The sequence below is a fragment of the Streptomyces sp. N35 genome, from assembly GCF_016464295.1.
Lineage (GTDB): Bacteria > Actinomycetota > Actinomycetes > Streptomycetales > Streptomycetaceae > Streptomyces.
In genome coordinates this window covers 1-15277 of record NZ_JAEIMH010000030.1, presented here as the reverse complement: position 1 = coordinate 15277, position 15277 = coordinate 1, and the positions used below count along the sequence as shown (strand labels likewise).

The following is a 15277-nucleotide window of genomic DNA, read 5'->3' as shown; positions in this document are numbered from 1 at the left end:
GCCCCCCGGGGGCCGCCGGGGGGCCGGGGGCGCCGGGCCGGGGCGGGGAACGGCGGGCGCCGCGGCGCAGGCGTAGGCGGCGACGACCGGGACGCCGAGCCGTTCGGCGAGCTGTCCCGCGATACGGCGGGTACCGGCGGCCGATTCGGGATCGCGCGATCCGGCCGCGGCGAGGACGACGCCGCTGCTCCGCCGTATCCGCTCGGTCATCTGCTGCTCGCCGGGCCAGCCCGCCTCCACGAGGCGGTCGTACAGCGCCTCGATCAGGAGCGGGTGCTCCCCGAGCGGCTCGGCGATCCGGGTGCGCAGGGCGGCCGCGCGGGCGGCGGCGGGCAGATCGTGCTTGACGTGGAAGCCGCGGCTCAGGAGCAGCGGTACGAGGACGGCCTCCGCGGTGCCTTCGGCGGCGAGCTCGGCGAGGGTGTCGGGGAGCAGCGGCTCGTCGATCTCGATGTGCCCGAGCCGCACGCTCAGACCGGGCCGCAGTTCGCGGATGCGCTCGCGCAGCACTTTGACGGTGGCGAGGGTCGCGGGGTTGCGGCTGCCGTGGCCGACCAGGACCAGGGCCGGGGCGGGGTCGGCTTCCGCGTGCCGGCGGCCGTCGAGGCCGACGTGGCTGAGCTGGCTGCCGAGCTGGGCGGTGATCCGGCCCATGAGCTGCGCGGTGCTGTCGAGTGTGGTCTCGGCGGTGCCGGAGAACGTGATCTCGCGCGGCAGCGGCTCGTCGATGCGAGAGGCGGAACGTGCGCTCGAAGCCGTCATGGGACAAGACTGACGGGCGCACATTGCCGGGTCGTTGCGTGGCGATGACGGGTGGTTTCCCCGAGTTCACCTCCCCACCCGAAGGATTGTCAGTGGCCTGCGGGATGCTGGACGGCGTGGGGGTGCTGTGCGGCCTGTGGGGGGCCGGTTGCGGCGGTGCTCCGAGGGGTGGGGGTCCGGGGGCGCATGGGGAAGTTCGTCTACCTGCTGTACGGCGCGCTGACATGGGGCGTGCGGCTGTGCGGGGTCGGGACGTGGGCGGCCGCCTCGGTCGCCGGCATCCTGGCGCTCGGCGCGCTGAGCGGTCCGCCGCCGCTCGACGGGGCGCTGACCTGGGGCTGGGTCGCGGCGGGGTGTGCGGTGGGGCGGCCCGTTCTGCTGTGGGTACGCAAGGGCGTGGACGAGGTGTCCTGGCGCTGGCCGTATGTGCCGAAGCCGGTCTCCGTGTCGGCGCGCGTCTCACTGGCCAAGCAGGGCGAGAGCGACAGGGACCCGGAGGACACCGAGAACGCCGAGTACAGGGCCATGCTGCGGGAGCGGTGGTGGCCGCAGGAGGAGCCGGAAGGCCCGCTCAGCTCGCCGGTCTGGGTGAAAGTGCGGCGATGCCTCGCGCTGATACCGGTCGCCGTCACCACCGCGGCCGTCTTCGGACTGCTCGGGTCCGGCCTGAACGAGGACGGGCTGGTCGCGCGGATGCAGCAGGAGGGCGCCGTGGCGGCCGTCGGCACCGTGGCCGAGAAGCCTCGTGACGTCAGGGAGGACCGCGACAGCGAAGGTGCGCTGTACGGCTACAGCTCGGATCTGGTGCTCCAAGTGCCGGACGCCGAAGAGCCGTTGTGGGCCCGCCAGGCCTATACGGAGGGGAAGCCGCAGCGGGGCGACCGCGTCGAGCTGCTGTGGGCGCCCGGTCAGCCGGGGTGGGGTGCGTATGTCGACGAGACGGACGAGGTGGCGGTGCGCGCGGAGCCGCGCTGGGAGCTGTTCCCCGCGCGCGGGCCCGGTGAGCACAACCTGTTCCTGCTGATCATCCTGTTCGTCGTCACGCTCGCCTTCGGGCTGCCGCTCACGCTGGCCGCGGAGGACGACGACCTGCATGAACAGGCCTGGGCGCCGTGGGCGCAGACGGTGTACGGGGCGATCGTGGCCGGGGTGTTCCTGCTGCAGCGGCCGGTGCTCCTGGGTACGGGCGTGCCGGACAACATCGTGCTGACGGTCGCGACGGGAGCGTGTTTTCTCGTACCGCTCTTTCTGCAGATCTTCTATGGCGTACGGACGTTCCTTCGCTGATCGCGGCCGCGGACGAAAACAGGGCGAATCGGCCGGCGGGGAACCAAGGTGCCGCTACGGGCGTAGATCAAGAGGTAAGGGCGACAACGGGGGTGGGAATGCGGATGCCGGGTGCCGGCCGGATGGCCGGAATGGTGCGTGCCGTGCCGACGCGACTCGGCACGCTGCGGGCGCGGCTCGGCGCGCTGGGGGCGCGGCTGCTGCGGGCGCTGCGCACGCGGCGCGGACAGCGGCGGGCTCTGCAGACGCTGATGCTGGGGTGTGTGCTCGCGCTGCTGCCGTCGACGTGGATGCATGCCGCCGCGGCCGGGCGGGTCGGGGATGTGGCGCAGGCGCCGAAGACGCCGGTCGCCGTGGTGTTCGGGGCCGGCCTTTGGGACGGGGAGCCCTCGCCGTATCTGGCGCATCGGCTGGACGCGGCCGCGGAGTTGTACCGGTCGGGCCGGATCGAGGTCGTCCTGGTCACCGGGGACAACAGCCGGGTGGAGTACGACGAGCCGGACGCGATGCGCCGCTATCTGACCGAGCGCGGGGTGCCCGACCGGCGGATCGTCAGCGACTATGCGGGGTTCGACACATGGGACTCCTGTGTCCGCGCGAAGAAGATCTTCGGGGTGGACCGGGCCGTGCTGATCAGCCAGGACTTCCATATCCGCAGGGCCGTCGCGCTGTGCGAGCGGGCGGGCGTCGCGTCGTACGGAGTCGGGGTGGCCGAGCCGCACGACGCGACCTGGTACTTCGGCGGCATACGGGAGTTGCTCGCGTCCGGGAAGGGGGCGAGCGATGCGGTGCTCGGGCGGGATCCGCGGTACCTCGGGGAGCGGGAGGACGGGGTGCGGCGGGCTCTCGGCACGCAGCGCTGACCGCGCCGACAGGAGCCGGCATCTGCCTGCCGGCCCGCCGCTGACATTTCGCGCGACGGCTGGGAGACTGACGCGGCCCGCGCCCATATGCCTAACAGTCATACGGGGAGGGCTGGTTGGGCGCCGGGACGCGGCGTCACCGCGGGAGTCGAGGCGGAGGTAGGCGCATGGCTGCGGAGTTGAGCGGCAAGGTCGTGATCGTGACGGGCGGCGCCCGGGGGCTCGGTGCCGCCATCGCCGAGGCGACCGTGGCCGGCGGCGGCAGGGTCCTGATCACCGACGTACTGGAGAAGGAAGGCGCCGGCACGGCGGCTTCGCTCGGGCAGGACGCGCGCTTCCTGCGGCACGACGTGACGAGCGAGGCGGACTGGCGGGCGGCTTTCGACCACGCGGTCGCGGAGTTCGGGCGGGTGGACGGGCTGGTCAACAACGCCGGGGTCGCTACCGGCGAGTTGCTCGAGAACGAGTCCGTGGACCACTTCCGGCAGGTGATCGAGATCAACCTGGTCGGCGTGTTCATCGGGCTGCGCACCGCGATACCCGTCCTGCGCGAGCTCGGCGGCGGCTCGATCGTGAACATCTCCTCGGCGGCCGGCCTCACCGGCCTGCCGCTCACCGCGGGGTACGGGGCGTCGAAGTGGGGCGTGCGGGGGCTGACGAAAATCGGGGCGGTCGAGCTGGCCGAGGCCAGGATCCGGGTCAACTCGGTGCACCCGGGCATGACCTACACCCCCATGACCGCGGGTCTCGGGATCCAGCCCGGCGAGGGCGGCTACCCGGGCACCCCGATGGGCCGGGTCGGCGTACCGCGGGAGATCGCGTCGGCGGTGACGTTCCTGCTCTCCGACGCGGCGGCGTACATGACGGGCGCGGAACTGGCGGTGGACGGCGGCTGGACGGCGGGACCCACGGTCCGCGCGCTGACGGCCCGGTGAGCCGAGGGCTCCGCACCCCGAGCACAGGCCCCTGCGAAGGCGCCCTCACCACCGGGCCCCCACCCCGCTGAGCCCGCCGTACCCGCTACGTAACGCCGACGGGTGCGGGGCGTAACACCGGCGTCGCACGCTGGGCGTATGCCGAACCTCGCACCGTCCGACACCGCCCGGCCGACCCTCACGCACTGTCCGTACTGCGCGCTGCAGTGCGGCATGGGGCTGACCGTGGACGGCGGGCGCGTGGAGGTGGTCGAGCGGGCGGAGTTCCCCGTGAACCGGGGCGCCCTGTGCGGGAAGGGGCGCACCGCTCCCGCACTGCTCGATCGCGCGGCACGGCTGACCGAGCCGCTGGTCAGGGACCCGGAGACGGGTGAGCTCGCGCCCGCGAGCTGGGACGAGGCGCTCGGAGTGATCGCCGGACGTCTGCGGGGGACCCGGGACGAGTACGGGGCGGACGCCGTCGCGGTGTTCGGGGGCGGCGGTCTGACCAACGAGAAGGCGTACGCGCTGGGGAAGTTCGCGCGGGTCGTGCTCGGCACCTCGCAGATCGACTACAACGGGCGTTTCTGCATGTCATCGGCCGCGGCGGCGGGGCGCAAGGCATTCGGGGTCGACCGGGGGCTGCCGTTCCCGCTGGAGGACATTCCGCGTACGGGGTGTGTGATTCTCGTCGGCTCGAATCTCGCCGAGACGATGCCGCCCGCGCTGCGGTACTTCACCGAGCTGAGGGAGAACGGCGGCACGCTGATCGTGATCGATCCCCGCCGGACCAAGACGGCCGAACAGGCGGATCTGCATCTGGCGCCGCGCCCGGGCACGGATCTCGCGCTGGCGCTCGGGATGCTGCATCTGGTGGTGACGCAGGGGCGTACCGACGAGGCGTTCATCGCCGGGCGGACCAGCGGCTGGGAGGGCGCCCGCCCCGCGGTGATGGCGCACTGGCCCGAGCTCGTCGAGCGGATCACCGGGGTGCCGGTGCCTCAACTGCGGCGTGCGGTGGAGATGTTCTGCGCGCCCGAGAACGCCATGGTGCTGACCGCGCGCGGCCCCGAGCAGCAGGCGAAGGGCACGGACACGGTCGGCGCGTGGATCAACCTGTGCCTGGCGACGGGCCGTGCGGGCCGCCCGCTGTCGGGATACGGCTGTCTGACGGGCCAGGGGAACGGGCAGGGCGGGCGTGAACACGGCCAGAAGGCCGACCAGTTGCCGGGCTACCGGGATCTCGCCGATCCCGCGGCCCGGGCCCATGTCGCCGAGGTGTGGGGCGTCGCGCCCGAGTCGCTGCCCCGGCCGGGGCGCAGCGCGTACGAGCTGCTCGACGCGCTCGGCGGTGACATCAAGTCCCTGGTCCTGATGGCCTCCAACCCGGTCGTGTCCGCGCCGCGTGCCGCGCACGTCGAGCAGCGGCTGCGTTCGCTCGACTTCCTCGCCGTGGCCGATGTGGTGCTCTCCGAGACCGCGGCGCTCGCCGATGTGGTGCTGCCGGTGACGCAGTGGGCCGAGGAGACGGGCACGCTCACCAATCTGGAGGGCCGCGTACTGCTGCGGCGGCGCGCGGTGACGGCGCCTTCAGGGGTACGGAGCGATCTGGACGTGCTGAGTGAACTCGCGGCGCGGCTCGGGGTGGAGAAGGGGTTCCCGACCGATCCCGAAGAGGTCTTCGAGGAGCTGCGGCGGGCGAGCGCGGGCGGCGCGGCGGACTACTCGGGGATCACCTACCGGCGGCTCGCCGAGGAGGACGGGGTGTTCTGGCCCTGCCCCGAGAACGGGGAGACCGTGACGCTCGACCTCACGGACGGTGCCGTCTCGGGGGGCGGCACCGACCCTGAACCCGCCACGGCGCCGGGCGCCCGACACCCGGGCACCCCCCGCCTGTTCCTCGACCGCTTCGCCACGCCCGACGGCCGCGCACGCTTCGCCGCGGTGACGCACCGGCCGGCCGCCGAGGAGACGGACGCCGAGTACCCGGTGGTGCTGACCACGGGGCGCGTGCTCGCGCAGTACCAGTCGGGCGCCCAGACCCGCCGCGTACCGGAGCTGAACGCGGCAGCCCCCGGACCCTTCGTCCAGCTGCATCCGCGGCTCGCGGACCGCATCGGGGTCGGTGAGGGCGACCCGGTCGCGGTGGTCTCGCGCCGGGGCAGAGCCGTGGCCCCGGCGCGGATCACCACGGGGATACGGGCGGACACGGTGTTCATGCCGTTCCACTGGGCGGGCGAGGGCCGGGCCAACACCCTCACCAACCCGGCCCTTGACCCGACCTCCCGTATGCCGGAGTTCAAGGTCTGCGCCGTCCCCCGGGACCCCCCCGCGCACCAGCCCGACCAGGGCCTGCCTCCTTGATCCGCGGGGACCAAGGAGACAGGCCCTAGGTCAACTCCGCGCCCGCGTAAGCCAGTCACCGCCCGGCAGCACCCGCCCCGCGGCCCGCAGACGCGCCGCGACCGCGGGCGCCGCCACGTACACCCAGGCCCGCACCGGCCCCGTGGCCGTCTCGACGGTGCGGGCCACGCGTTCGTAGTCGTTGTCCGGGTCGCCGGGGACGTAGTCCTCCAAGCGGTCGAGCAGCGCGAGGAGTTGGGGGTACTCCTGCGGGGCCGGGGTCACGATCTCGCCGTGGACGGTGCCGGTGCCAGTGCCGATGCCGGCGCTGATGCCGGTGCCGGTGCCCTCGATCGCGTACGGGTAGCCCGGACCCTCGTACAGCTCCGCCCCCACCCAGCGCGCCGGTTCGGCGGCGACGATCCGGCCCCGCAGGAACCGCCGGTGGTTGTACTCGCCCGGCCGCAGCGTCCCGTACACGAAGAACGGCAGTGTCTCCGCCCCCAACGGCAGTATTTCCGCCCCGTCGGCCCCTCTCACGGAGTCGTCTCGCTGCGGACCCAGTCCAGATACGCCGCGCTGCCCGCCGCGACCGGGGTCGCGATGATCTCGGGGGTGTCGTAGTCGTGCGCCTCCTGGAGCCACTCCTGCAGGAGCGGATAGCGCTCCGCCGTGGTCTTGAACAGGATCTGCCACTCCTCGGACGTCTCGATCTTCCCCGCCCAGCGGTACACCGACGTGACCGGCGCGGAGATCTGCGCACAGGCCGCGAGCCGTGCGTCGACCGCACCGCGCGCGAGCAGTTGGGCCTTGAGCGCCGCGTCCGTCGTCGTCAGAACCGTCCACACACCGGAGGCCACGGACAGCTCCTCGCCGCCCTCGCCCTTGCCTCCCGTACCGTCCCCCGCACCCGTGCCCATACTCACGTCCACGCCTTCCCTTCCGCAGCCGAGTTGCCCTGGAACCCCAGGACGAAAGTCCCTATTTGTCAGCGTTCGTCACTACTGGCCCTGACTGTTACATAACGGGCGGGTTTTCGTGATGCACGCCCTTTACCGTTCCATTGTGGTGGCCGACCCCTCGCCGAATCCCCGGCATCCCCCTGGTCGGCCACCACCCCCCGCTCCGGAGCCCGCGAGACCTACCTGGACCGCACACCATGAACTCCCGTTCCCGCCACCTGCCGCAGGCCGTGGCCGTAGCCGCCCTGGCTGCCGCGCTGCTCGCGGGCTGCGGGGACCGCAACGGTCTCGACGCGGGCACTCCGGCCCCCGCCGTATCCGAGCAGCCGCACCCCGAGGCCGTATGGCCGGCCTGGTCGCAGTCGCTGCCGAAAGCGCTCGGCGACGGCTCGGCAGGCCAGGAACCACCGGCGGCACTCAAGGGTCTTTCCGTGCCCGAGGACGGTTTCGCCAAGACGGCCGTACGCGATGTGCTCCGCGCGGACCCGGACATGCGCGGCTACGCCCGGCTCCGTGACATCTCCGGACCGGGCCGCTCCGGCATCCGGCCGTCGCACCTCGTCGATCTGACCGGGGACGGCCGGCCCGAACTGGTCATCGCCGTCGACACCCCCTCCGGACGTACGGTCGTCGCGGTCTACACGGCACGCGACGGCAAGGCGTACCGCATCCTCAAGTCCGGCGGTCAGCGGCCGTGCATCGAGACGGTCGGCAGCGATCTGCTCCTGCGCACCCCGAAGGACGGCGGCGAGAACGCCGTGCGCTACCACTGGAACGGGGTGCAGCTCGCCGCGCTCAGCGACACCACGACCTATCCGCGCAACCAGTCCGCCTCCCCCTCGACCCAGCACCCGCGCGAGCACACCCGCCCCTGCCCCACGGACGGGTCCGCCGACGGGTCCGCGGACGGGCCCGCCGACGGATCCCGCGAAGAGTCCGGCCGATGACCCGCCGGATGCGCGCCAGGCTCAACGGTCTCGGCCTGCGCTGGAAGATCGCCGCGCTGCTCGCCTCCGGCTGCGCCCTGGTGGCGCTCGCGATCGGCGGCCTGATCCACCACGCCCGCTACGAGCAGGTCTCCGACCAGGCGCGGGCCGACGCGACCGCCGAACTGGTCCGCGTACGGAAGGTGTACGTGGCGACCGGCAGTGTCGACCACGAGGACTCGGCGGCCGCGGTCGACTCCCCCGCCCTGCCGTCACCCCTGCGCAAGGCTGCCCTGCAGCGGCGGCGGACGACCTATCTGGAGCTGGACGCCAGGCATCCGGCGGTCTGGGCGGCGCGGCCGATCGGTGAGAAGTCGGTGCTCTCGGTCAAGCTCCCGCTCGACGAGGTGCGCAACGAACTACGGGACCTGGACAGGCAGTTGATCGCCTGGGGCACGGTCGTCGTGGCGCTCGCGGCACTCGGCGGCGGCGCCCTGGCCAGCCGGGTGAGCCGCGATCTGCGGACCGCGGCGGCCACGGCGCGCAAGATCAGCGGAGGCGATCTGGACGCCCGGATCAACCACCCGCGCCCGCCTCGTACGAAGGACGAAGTGGCCGAACTCGCCTGCGCGGTGGACACGATGGCCACGACGCTGCAGCAACGCCTCGAGGCCGAGCAGCGGTTCACCGCGGACGTCGCCCATGAACTGCGCACCCCGCTGACCGGACTGCAGACCGCCGCCGAACTGCTGCCGCCGGGACGGCCCACCGAACTCGTACGCAACCGGGTGGCCGCGCTGCGCACGCTCACCGAGGATCTGCTCGAAGTGGCCCGGCTCGACGCGCGGATCGAGCAGCCCGACCTGGAGCTGCATCCACTCGGGAAGCTGGTGGAGGGGATCATTCAACGGGCCGGGTACAAAGCCGAGTTCACCGGCGGCACGGATGCGCTGGTGCGGACCGACGCACGGCGCCTGGAGCGCATCCTGGCCAACTTGATCGTGAACGCGCGACGCCACGGTTCGGCCCCGGTCGAGATCCTCGTGTCGGGCGCCTCGGTGACGGTGCGCGACCACGGCCCCGGCTTCCCCGGGCATGTGCTCGACGAGGGGCCGCAGCGCTTCCTGACCGGCGCCAAGGAGCGCGGCCAGGGCACCGGGCTCGGTCTGACCATCGCGCTCGGGCAGGCCGAAGTGATCGGCGCACGGGTCGAGTTGAGCAATGCGGACGACGGCGGCGCGACGGCCACCGTCGTCCTTCCCGAGGGTTGAGTCGGTACGGGGCCGAGGGCTGAGTCGGTACGGGCCCGAGGGTTGAGTCACCGCGTCGGTTCGGGCCCGACGGCTGACGGGCCACGTCAGTACGGGCGCACCGCCTTGGCCTCGCGCAGGGCCAGCGCCCACCACGTCAGCCGGTCGAGCAGCAGCTTCGCCGCGGCGTCGCACCCGGTCGGATCGCGGTGGCCGCCCTGCTCGTCGAAGTCGCCGAAGGCGTTGTGGAAGGAGACGGTGTCGCGGACGGTGACGGCGTGCAACTCGGCGAAGACCGCCCGCAGTTGCTCGACCGCGCGCAGACCGCCGGAGACTCCGCCGTACGAGACGAAGCCGACGGGCTTGGCCTGCCATTCGGTGAAGTGCCAGTCGATGAGGTTCTTGAGGGCGGCCGGGAACGAGTGGTTGTACTCGGGGGTGAGCACCACGAAGGCGTCGGCGGCGGCCAGCTTCGGGGTCACGGCGGCGAGCCGCTCCTGGACTTCGGCGGAAGGCTGGTGGGACAGGGCGGTGGGCAGGTCGTGCTCGGCCAGGTCCACGACCTCGATGTCGAGGTCGGCACGTGCGCGGGCCCGGGAGAGGAACCAGTCGGCGATCACGGGACCGAAGCGGCCGTGCCGGTTGGAGCCGATCACCACGGCGAGCTTCACCGGGGAGCGGTCGGCGGCGACGGACAGGGCTGCGGGTTCAGCAACGGTTGTCATGCGGTCCAGCCTCATACTTAAACCAAGGTTCAGGTCAAGCTAGCCTTGCGGGCATGACCGCACTCGCCTGGAACGCCCCGGAAGCCACCGTCGGAGAACTGGCCGAGCGCAGCGGAGTCGCCCCGTCCGCGCTCAGGTTCTACGAACGCGAAGGCCTGATCACCTCCCGCCGGACCACCGGCAACCAGCGGCGCTACAGCCGCGACACCTTGCGCCGCGTCGCCTTCATCCGCACCTCGCAGAAGCTCGGCATCCCGCTCGCCACCATCCGCGAGGTGCTCGCGCTGCTGCCCGAGGACCGCACCCCGACCCGTGAGGACTGGGCGCGGATCTCGGAGTGCTGGCGCGAGGACCTGGACCAACGGATCCGGACGCTGCAGCGGCTGCGGGACAACCTGACGGACTGCATCGGCTGCGGCTGTCTGTCGATCGACCGCTGCCGCCTTTCGAACCCGTACGACGAACTCGGCGCCCACGGGCCGGGACCGCGCCGGCTCCTGGAGGAGGACCCGGCCCGCACACCGGCACAGCGCGGGACCGAGGGCTGACTCCGACGGGCGGCACGTCTACCGTTCCCCCATGACCCCTCTCCCCCTGCTCCGTATCGAGATCGACGGCCGCCCCGCCGACACCGAGTCCCTGCTGCACCCCGCCACCACCGGGTACGGGCACTTCACCGCGCTCCAAGTGCGCGGCGGCGCCACCCAGGGGCTCGCGCTGCATCTGGAGCGGCTGCGGAAGGCGACGTACGACCTGTGGGAGAAGGAGCTCGACGGTGAGCGGGTGCACGCCCTGATCCGGCAGGCGCTCGGGGACGAGTACCGCGACGCCTCCGTACGCGTCTACGTGCACTGCCCCGAGACCGCCCCGACAGTCATGGTCACGGTGCGCGGTCCGCAGCGGATGTCCGCCGCGGCGCAGGCGCTGCAGTCGGTCGCGTACCGGCGGCCGGCCGCGCACATCAAGCACCTCGGCGGGTTCGGGCAGGGCTACTACGGGCAGCGGGCCCGGGCCGCCGGGTTCGACGACGCGCTGCTCGTCGAGGACGACGGCACGGTCCTCGAAGGGGCCGTCACCAATATCGGCTTCCTCGACGACACCGGTGTCGTCTGGCCTGCCGGTCCTTCCCTCGACGGCATCACGATGCAGCTGATCGAGCCGCGGCTCGACGCGGCCGGGCTGCCCTCGCGCCGCGCGCGGGTCACCCTCGACGGCCTCGGCGCCTTCCGGGCGGCCTTCGTCACCAACTCCCAGGGGCTCGCGCCCGTCAGCCGGATCGACGACACCCCGTTCGCCGTCGACGAGAAGCTGATGGACCGGCTCGGGGAGATCTACGCGGCGGTCCCCTGGGACACGCTCTGAGCGTCGTCACCCGTCGCTCCGAGCGTCGTCACCCGTCGCTCCGAGCGGCATCCTCCGTCACTCCGGGCGGCGTCACCCGTTCACAGGCGCCGCGGCCAACTCGTCCAAGCCCGTACGCGCACGGCGATGACCTGCTGGAACTCCTCGGGCACCGGCCCGGGGCGGCCGACACCGCGGGCATCTGACGCATGGTCGACAGGCGTACGGGGCCGAGTGCCACTTTCCTCATAAGCAAGGGCGCGACCGAGACGGCGGCACAGGGGGTGCTGCGGGCCGCGCGCTGCCGGAGGAAGCCCCATGCGCATCGCCGCCACCCGTCTGTTCGCAGCATCCGCACTCGCTCTGTCGGCCGGCTTGGCGGCGGCGCCGGCAGTCGCGGACAGCACGGGCACCGGGTCGCTCGAGCTGTACCCGACGAGCGTCACTCCGGGCGCGACGGTCACGGCGAACACCCCCGCCTGCGGCACCAGCGGCACCGCGGCCGGTGACGCCAGCGCCGTGGGCGCCGGCGGCTTCAAACTGCAGCCCACCACCCACGCCCAGGACGCGGTGGGCCGGTTCACGGTGCCGAACTCGGCCTCGCCCGGCACGTACGCGATCCGGGCGAAGTGCGCGGGCGGCGCGGAGGTGTCGGGCGATCTGATCGTCACGCTCACGGCCACCGGCAAGCAGCAGATCACTCCGAAGGGACATGTGAAGACGGGGGTCGGCGGCGCACTCGGCCCCGACCCCGTGCAGACCGCGGCGGGTGTGGCGGCCCTGGCCGTCGCCGCCGCGGGCGGTACCTGGCTCCTGCATCGCCGGGCGAGAGGCGACGGGATCTGACGGACACCCTCCGCTGTCCACCGGTACCGCCGCCCCCGCCCCCTCCGACGACGCGACCGCACGCGGCCCGGAGGGGGACGAGGGGCCCTGGATCAGGCGCTCAGGGCGCGGCCGACGAACCCACTGAGGGGGCACGATGGCGTACGACTCCTCCGGCCCCGGAGGTACGAGCGGGCGCGGCCCCGGGGTGCGGCGCTCGCTGAACGTGGCGATAGCCGCGGTGACCGTGCTCGCGCTCGGCTGCGGGGTGTGGCTCCTTCAGCACGGCACCGCCAGCACACCGCCGCCCCAGCCGTCCGCCGCCCAGGCCGCCGACGGTGGCGGGCCGCCCGCCCAGGAGGCCGGTGCGCCCGCGCTGCCGCCGTCCCCGCCCACCCGTATAACCATCCCGTCGATCAAGGTCGACGCCCCGCTGACCGGCCTCGGTCTGACCAAGGACGGAAGCCTCGAAGTACCGCCCGCCGCACGGCGCGACCTGGCCGGCTGGTACGAGTCCGGCACGACGCCCGGCGACCGCGGCACCGCGATCGTGGCGGGCCATGTGGACAACGCCGAGGGCCCCTCCGTCTTCTACGCGCTCGGCGCCCTGAAGAAGGGCCAGACGGTCGAGGTCCGCCGTACCGACGGCCGGACCGCCGTGTTCACGGTCGACGCGGTCGAGGTCTACGACAGCCGCGCCTTCCCCGACGACAAGGTGTACGGCGCGGCGAAGCGCCCCGAACTGCGGGTGATCACCTGTGGCGGCGGCTACTCGAAGAAGACCGGCTATCTGGGGAACGTGGTCGTCTTCGCCCACCTCACCGGTGTGCGCTGACCCGTGACGGGTGCGGGGCGCCGCTTCGCCCGGTCACTTGAACCACTGCTCGTACGCCATGGTCGCCACGAGCGAGAACACGACGACGAGCAGCACGATCCGCACGAACCCGCTGCCCTTCTTGAGCGCGGTGTGGGCGCCCACCGTGCCGCCCGCGAGGTTGAAGACGGCCATCAGGGCGGCCAGTTGCCACAGGACCGCGCCCTGCCAGGCGAAGATCCCGAGGGCGCCGGCGTTGGTGCAGACGTTGGCGATCTTCGCGGTGGCCGAGGCACGGACCAGGTCGAGGCCGAGTACGGCGGTCAGGGCCAGGACGAGGAACGTGCCGGTGCCGGGTCCGATGAGCCCGTCGTAGAAGCCGATGCCGAGACCGGCGATCCCGATCGCGGCCCAGATCTGCCGGCGGGTGGCCGGTCCCGTGGCGGGCGCGGAGCCGAAGGAGGGCTTGAGGATCACGAAGGCGGCGACACCGAGCAGCACCACCATGACGATCGGCTTCAGGACCTCGGTGCTCATCCCGGCCGCGAGCGCGGCGCCGCCCATCGAACCGGCCAGGGCGGCGAGTCCGATGCGGATCGCCGTACGGACGTCGATCGGTGTCTTGCGGACATAGGTGACGGCCGCGCCGGTCGTGCCGACGATCGCCACCGCCTTGTTGGTGCCGAGCGCGGTGGTCGCTTGGGTGCCGGCCGGGAGCCCGACGAGCAGCGCGGGAAGCAGCAGCAGTCCCCCGCCGCCCACCACCGCATCGATCCAGCCGGCCGCCGCGGCGGCGAGGCAGAGCAGGACGATGACGGTCAGGGGTATGTCGGGCATGATCGCGACCTTAAGTCACGGGATAGGTGCCCCGTCCATCGAAATGGCCATGGCTTGAGGGAGTTCTGAGCTTCGCGGGCGCGGTCGGTGGGGGGTGCCGGTGGCGGCGGTGGGTGCGGGGTGCCGGTGGCCGCGGTCGGTGCGGGGTGTCGGCGGCCGCGGCCGCGGTCGGCGCGAGGTGTCCTGGCGGCCGCTGTCGGTTCGAGGCGTCAGTGGCCGCGGTCGGTGCGAGGCGTCTCAGCCGGTGAGGGCCGCGGTGATCTGACGGGTGGTCTGTGCGGCGATACGGGGGCTGACGGCGGCGTACGCGGTGTAGGCGTTCAGTCCGGTGGCCAGGGCCCAGCCGCGCCCCCGCAGCCAGGTGGCGTCGTCCACACCGAGCGCCGTACGGAAGGCGGCCCGGCAGTCGGCGGACAGCAGCGTGAACGCGATCATCAGATCGGGGGCCGGGTCACCTACACCGAGGCCGCCGAAGTCGATGACCGCGCCGAGGCGGCCGTCGACGGTGAGCAGATTGCCCGTGTGGAAGTCGCCGTGGAACCAGACCGGCGGGCCCTGCCGGCCGGGGGCGTGGAGCGCTTCGTCCCACAGCGCGGTCATCGCCTCGGCGTCGAAGACGCCGTCGGTCTCGGCGATGGCGGCGCGTGTGTCCTGGTCGCGGGCCGCCAGTGGCGCGCCGGAGAGGTCCGGCGAGGTGCCCTCGGTCGTGAACTGCTGCAGGGCGACAAGGAAGTGGGCCAGTTCGACGGCGGCCTCGGTCGAGTCGCCCAGGGTCTCGGCGGTCGCCGCCTCACCGTCCAGCCACCGGGTCACCGCCCACGGCCACGGGTAGCCGAGGCCCGGCTCCCCCACCGCCACCGGAACGGGGACGGGCAGCGGCAGGTGCGGCGCGAGCCGGGGCAGCCAGTGCGCTTCCTTGGCGGCCTGCCCGATGGCTCCGGCCTGGCGGGGAAGGCGCACGGACAGCTCGTCCCCGAGACGATGGATCACATGGTCGGAGCCGGCCGGGTCCAGGAGCGTGAGGGGCAGCCCGGACCACTGCGGGAACTGCGTGTCGACCAGCCGCCTGACCAGCGCCGTGGTGATCTCGGGGCGGATGTCCGTACCGGCCAACTGCAGCTCCTGACCTCGACCCGCGCCCTGCGGCGGGCGGTTGGGGTCATCACAGTGCTTTACGCGTCCGCTTGTCGAGGGGATTTCGTGCTGCCGACTCAGGGTGCGGCCTGCGGTTGGGCCGGCCCTGCGGGCAGTCGGTCGGGGGCGGGTGGGGCGGAGGGGTCCATGGACAGGGTGAGCAGGGTGGCGGCCAAGGCGCTGGCGCCCGCGAGCGAGGCGGCGAGTCTGCGGCGGGCCTGGTGGGTGGGGCCGGAGGCGGGCTTGCGGTGGCGGGCCATGGGGGTGAGGGTTCCGTTCTCGGGCCTGGGGGCG

Annotated in this window: 17 protein-coding genes; 10 read left to right on the top strand and 7 right to left on the bottom strand. The window is 72.9% G+C overall.

The features are described 5' to 3' along the window. Window positions 1-654 (bottom strand): sirohydrochlorin chelatase (locus JAO81_RS18205; protein ID WP_199548984.1); only part of this gene is annotated, 654 nt, incomplete at its 3' end. 294 nt (window positions 655-948) lie between these two features. On the opposite strand from JAO81_RS18205, the gene JAO81_RS18200 reads away from it, so the two are divergent. The 4 genes from JAO81_RS18200 to JAO81_RS18185 all read left to right on the top strand — a co-directional run bounded on the left by JAO81_RS18200 (window position 949) and on the right by JAO81_RS18185 (window position 6190). Continuing rightward, window positions 949-2049 carry a hypothetical protein gene (locus JAO81_RS18200; protein ID WP_199548918.1) on the top strand — a complete coding sequence of 367 codons (1101 nt, stop codon included), beginning with the start codon at window positions 949-951 and terminating at the stop codon, window positions 2047-2049. A gap of 251 nt (window positions 2050-2300) precedes the next feature. Next, window positions 2301-2912 carry a vancomycin high temperature exclusion protein gene (locus JAO81_RS18195; protein WP_233415557.1) on the top strand — a complete coding sequence of 204 codons (612 nt, stop codon included), beginning with the start codon at window positions 2301-2303 and terminating at the stop codon, window positions 2910-2912. A 167-nt stretch (window positions 2913-3079) separates the two neighbouring features. Further along, window positions 3080-3847, top strand: a complete 768-nt coding sequence (locus JAO81_RS18190) for a glucose 1-dehydrogenase (RefSeq protein ID WP_199548917.1) — start codon at window positions 3080-3082, stop codon at window positions 3845-3847. 138 nt (window positions 3848-3985) lie between these two features. Next, the gene (locus tag JAO81_RS18185) at window positions 3986-6190 is read left to right on the top strand and encodes a molybdopterin oxidoreductase family protein (protein ID WP_199548916.1); all 2205 of its coding nucleotides are present in this window, start codon (window positions 3986-3988) and stop codon (window positions 6188-6190) included. A gap of 30 nt (window positions 6191-6220) precedes the next feature. Here JAO81_RS18185 and JAO81_RS18180 read toward each other — a convergent pair whose 3' ends face one another. Together JAO81_RS18180 and cutA are read right to left on the bottom strand one after the other, a co-directional pair. Then, complete coding sequence (locus tag JAO81_RS18180) at window positions 6221-6709, bottom strand: gamma-glutamylcyclotransferase family protein (protein WP_307813454.1); 489 nt, start codon at window positions 6707-6709, stop codon at window positions 6221-6223. Further along, window positions 6706-7089, bottom strand: a complete 384-nt coding sequence (cutA, locus tag JAO81_RS18175; RefSeq protein ID WP_199548981.1) for a divalent-cation tolerance protein CutA — start codon at window positions 7087-7089, stop codon at window positions 6706-6708. Before cutA ends, JAO81_RS18180 begins: the two co-directional genes overlap by 4 nt. Window positions 7090-7328: 239 nt before the next feature. Here cutA and JAO81_RS18170 point away from each other — a divergent pair, with 239 nt between their 5' ends. Further along, on the top strand, window positions 7329-8078 hold the full coding sequence (locus tag JAO81_RS18170) for a hypothetical protein (protein WP_199548915.1): 750 nt from the start codon (window positions 7329-7331) through the stop codon (window positions 8076-8078). Further along, on the top strand, window positions 8075-9328 hold the full coding sequence (locus tag JAO81_RS18165; protein WP_199548914.1) for a HAMP domain-containing sensor histidine kinase: 1254 nt from the start codon (window positions 8075-8077) through the stop codon (window positions 9326-9328). The genes JAO81_RS18170 and JAO81_RS18165 overlap by 4 nt, the downstream gene beginning before the upstream one ends. An 86-nt stretch (window positions 9329-9414) precedes the next feature. On the opposite strand, the gene JAO81_RS18160 is transcribed toward JAO81_RS18165, so the two are convergent. Further along, window positions 9415-10032 (bottom strand): NADPH-dependent FMN reductase, encoded by a 618-nt coding sequence (locus JAO81_RS18160; protein ID WP_233415551.1) that lies wholly within the window; start codon window positions 10030-10032, stop codon window positions 9415-9417. A 53-nt stretch (window positions 10033-10085) separates the two neighbouring features. Between JAO81_RS18160 and soxR the strand changes: the two genes are divergently transcribed. The 4 genes from soxR (at window position 10086) to JAO81_RS18140 (ending at window position 13033) form a co-directional block, all read left to right on the top strand. Further along, entirely contained in the window at window positions 10086-10580 is a 495-nt protein-coding gene (gene soxR, locus JAO81_RS18155) for a redox-sensitive transcriptional activator SoxR (protein WP_199548912.1), read from the top strand. A 31-nt stretch (window positions 10581-10611) separates the two neighbouring features. Further along, window positions 10612-11394, top strand: coding sequence for an aminotransferase class IV (locus JAO81_RS18150; RefSeq protein ID WP_199548911.1), 783 nt, complete (start codon window positions 10612-10614; stop codon window positions 11392-11394). A 297-nt stretch (window positions 11395-11691) separates the two neighbouring features. Then, complete coding sequence (locus JAO81_RS18145; protein ID WP_199548910.1) at window positions 11692-12219, top strand: hypothetical protein; 528 nt, start codon at window positions 11692-11694, stop codon at window positions 12217-12219. A gap of 187 nt (window positions 12220-12406) precedes the next feature. Further along, a complete protein-coding gene (locus JAO81_RS18140; protein ID WP_199548980.1) occupies window positions 12407-13033 on the top strand; it encodes a class F sortase in 627 nt (208 codons plus the stop codon). Between the two features lie 33 nt (window positions 13034-13066). Here JAO81_RS18140 and JAO81_RS18135 read toward each other — a convergent pair whose 3' ends face one another. The 3 genes from JAO81_RS18135 to JAO81_RS18125 form a co-directional block, all read right to left on the bottom strand. Then, on the bottom strand, window positions 13067-13849 hold the full coding sequence (locus JAO81_RS18135; protein WP_199548909.1) for a TSUP family transporter: 783 nt from the start codon (window positions 13847-13849) through the stop codon (window positions 13067-13069). A gap of 237 nt (window positions 13850-14086) precedes the next feature. Beyond that, entirely contained in the window at window positions 14087-14962 is an 876-nt protein-coding gene (locus JAO81_RS18130) for an aminoglycoside phosphotransferase family protein (RefSeq protein ID WP_199548908.1), read from the bottom strand. 98 nt (window positions 14963-15060) lie between these two features. Next, a partial coding sequence (locus JAO81_RS18125) for a hypothetical protein (RefSeq protein ID WP_233415549.1) occupies window positions 15061-15277 on the bottom strand: 217 nt, incomplete at its 5' end.

Coding starts and splice junctions, on each gene's coding strand:
- JAO81_RS18200 (WP_199548918.1), top strand. CDS start 949: ATGGGGAAGTTCGTCTACCTGCTGTACGGCGCGCTGACATGGGGCGTG.
- JAO81_RS18195 (WP_233415557.1), top strand. CDS start 2,301: ATGCTGGGGTGTGTGCTCGCGCTGCTGCCGTCGACGTGGATGCATGCC.
- JAO81_RS18190 (WP_199548917.1), top strand. CDS start 3,080: ATGGCTGCGGAGTTGAGCGGCAAGGTCGTGATCGTGACGGGCGGCGCC.
- JAO81_RS18185 (WP_199548916.1), top strand. CDS start 3,986: ATGCCGAACCTCGCACCGTCCGACACCGCCCGGCCGACCCTCACGCAC.
- cutA (WP_199548981.1), bottom strand. CDS start 7,089: ATGGGCACGGGTGCGGGGGACGGTACGGGAGGCAAGGGCGAGGGCGGC.
- JAO81_RS18170 (WP_199548915.1), top strand. CDS start 7,329: ATGAACTCCCGTTCCCGCCACCTGCCGCAGGCCGTGGCCGTAGCCGCC.
- JAO81_RS18165 (WP_199548914.1), top strand. CDS start 8,075: ATGACCCGCCGGATGCGCGCCAGGCTCAACGGTCTCGGCCTGCGCTGG.
- JAO81_RS18160 (WP_233415551.1), bottom strand. CDS start 10,032: ATGACAACCGTTGCTGAACCCGCAGCCCTGTCCGTCGCCGCCGACCGC.
- soxR (WP_199548912.1), top strand. CDS start 10,086: ATGACCGCACTCGCCTGGAACGCCCCGGAAGCCACCGTCGGAGAACTG.
- JAO81_RS18150 (WP_199548911.1), top strand. CDS start 10,612: ATGACCCCTCTCCCCCTGCTCCGTATCGAGATCGACGGCCGCCCCGCC.
- JAO81_RS18145 (WP_199548910.1), top strand. CDS start 11,692: ATGCGCATCGCCGCCACCCGTCTGTTCGCAGCATCCGCACTCGCTCTG.
- JAO81_RS18135 (WP_199548909.1), bottom strand. CDS start 13,849: ATGCCCGACATACCCCTGACCGTCATCGTCCTGCTCTGCCTCGCCGCC.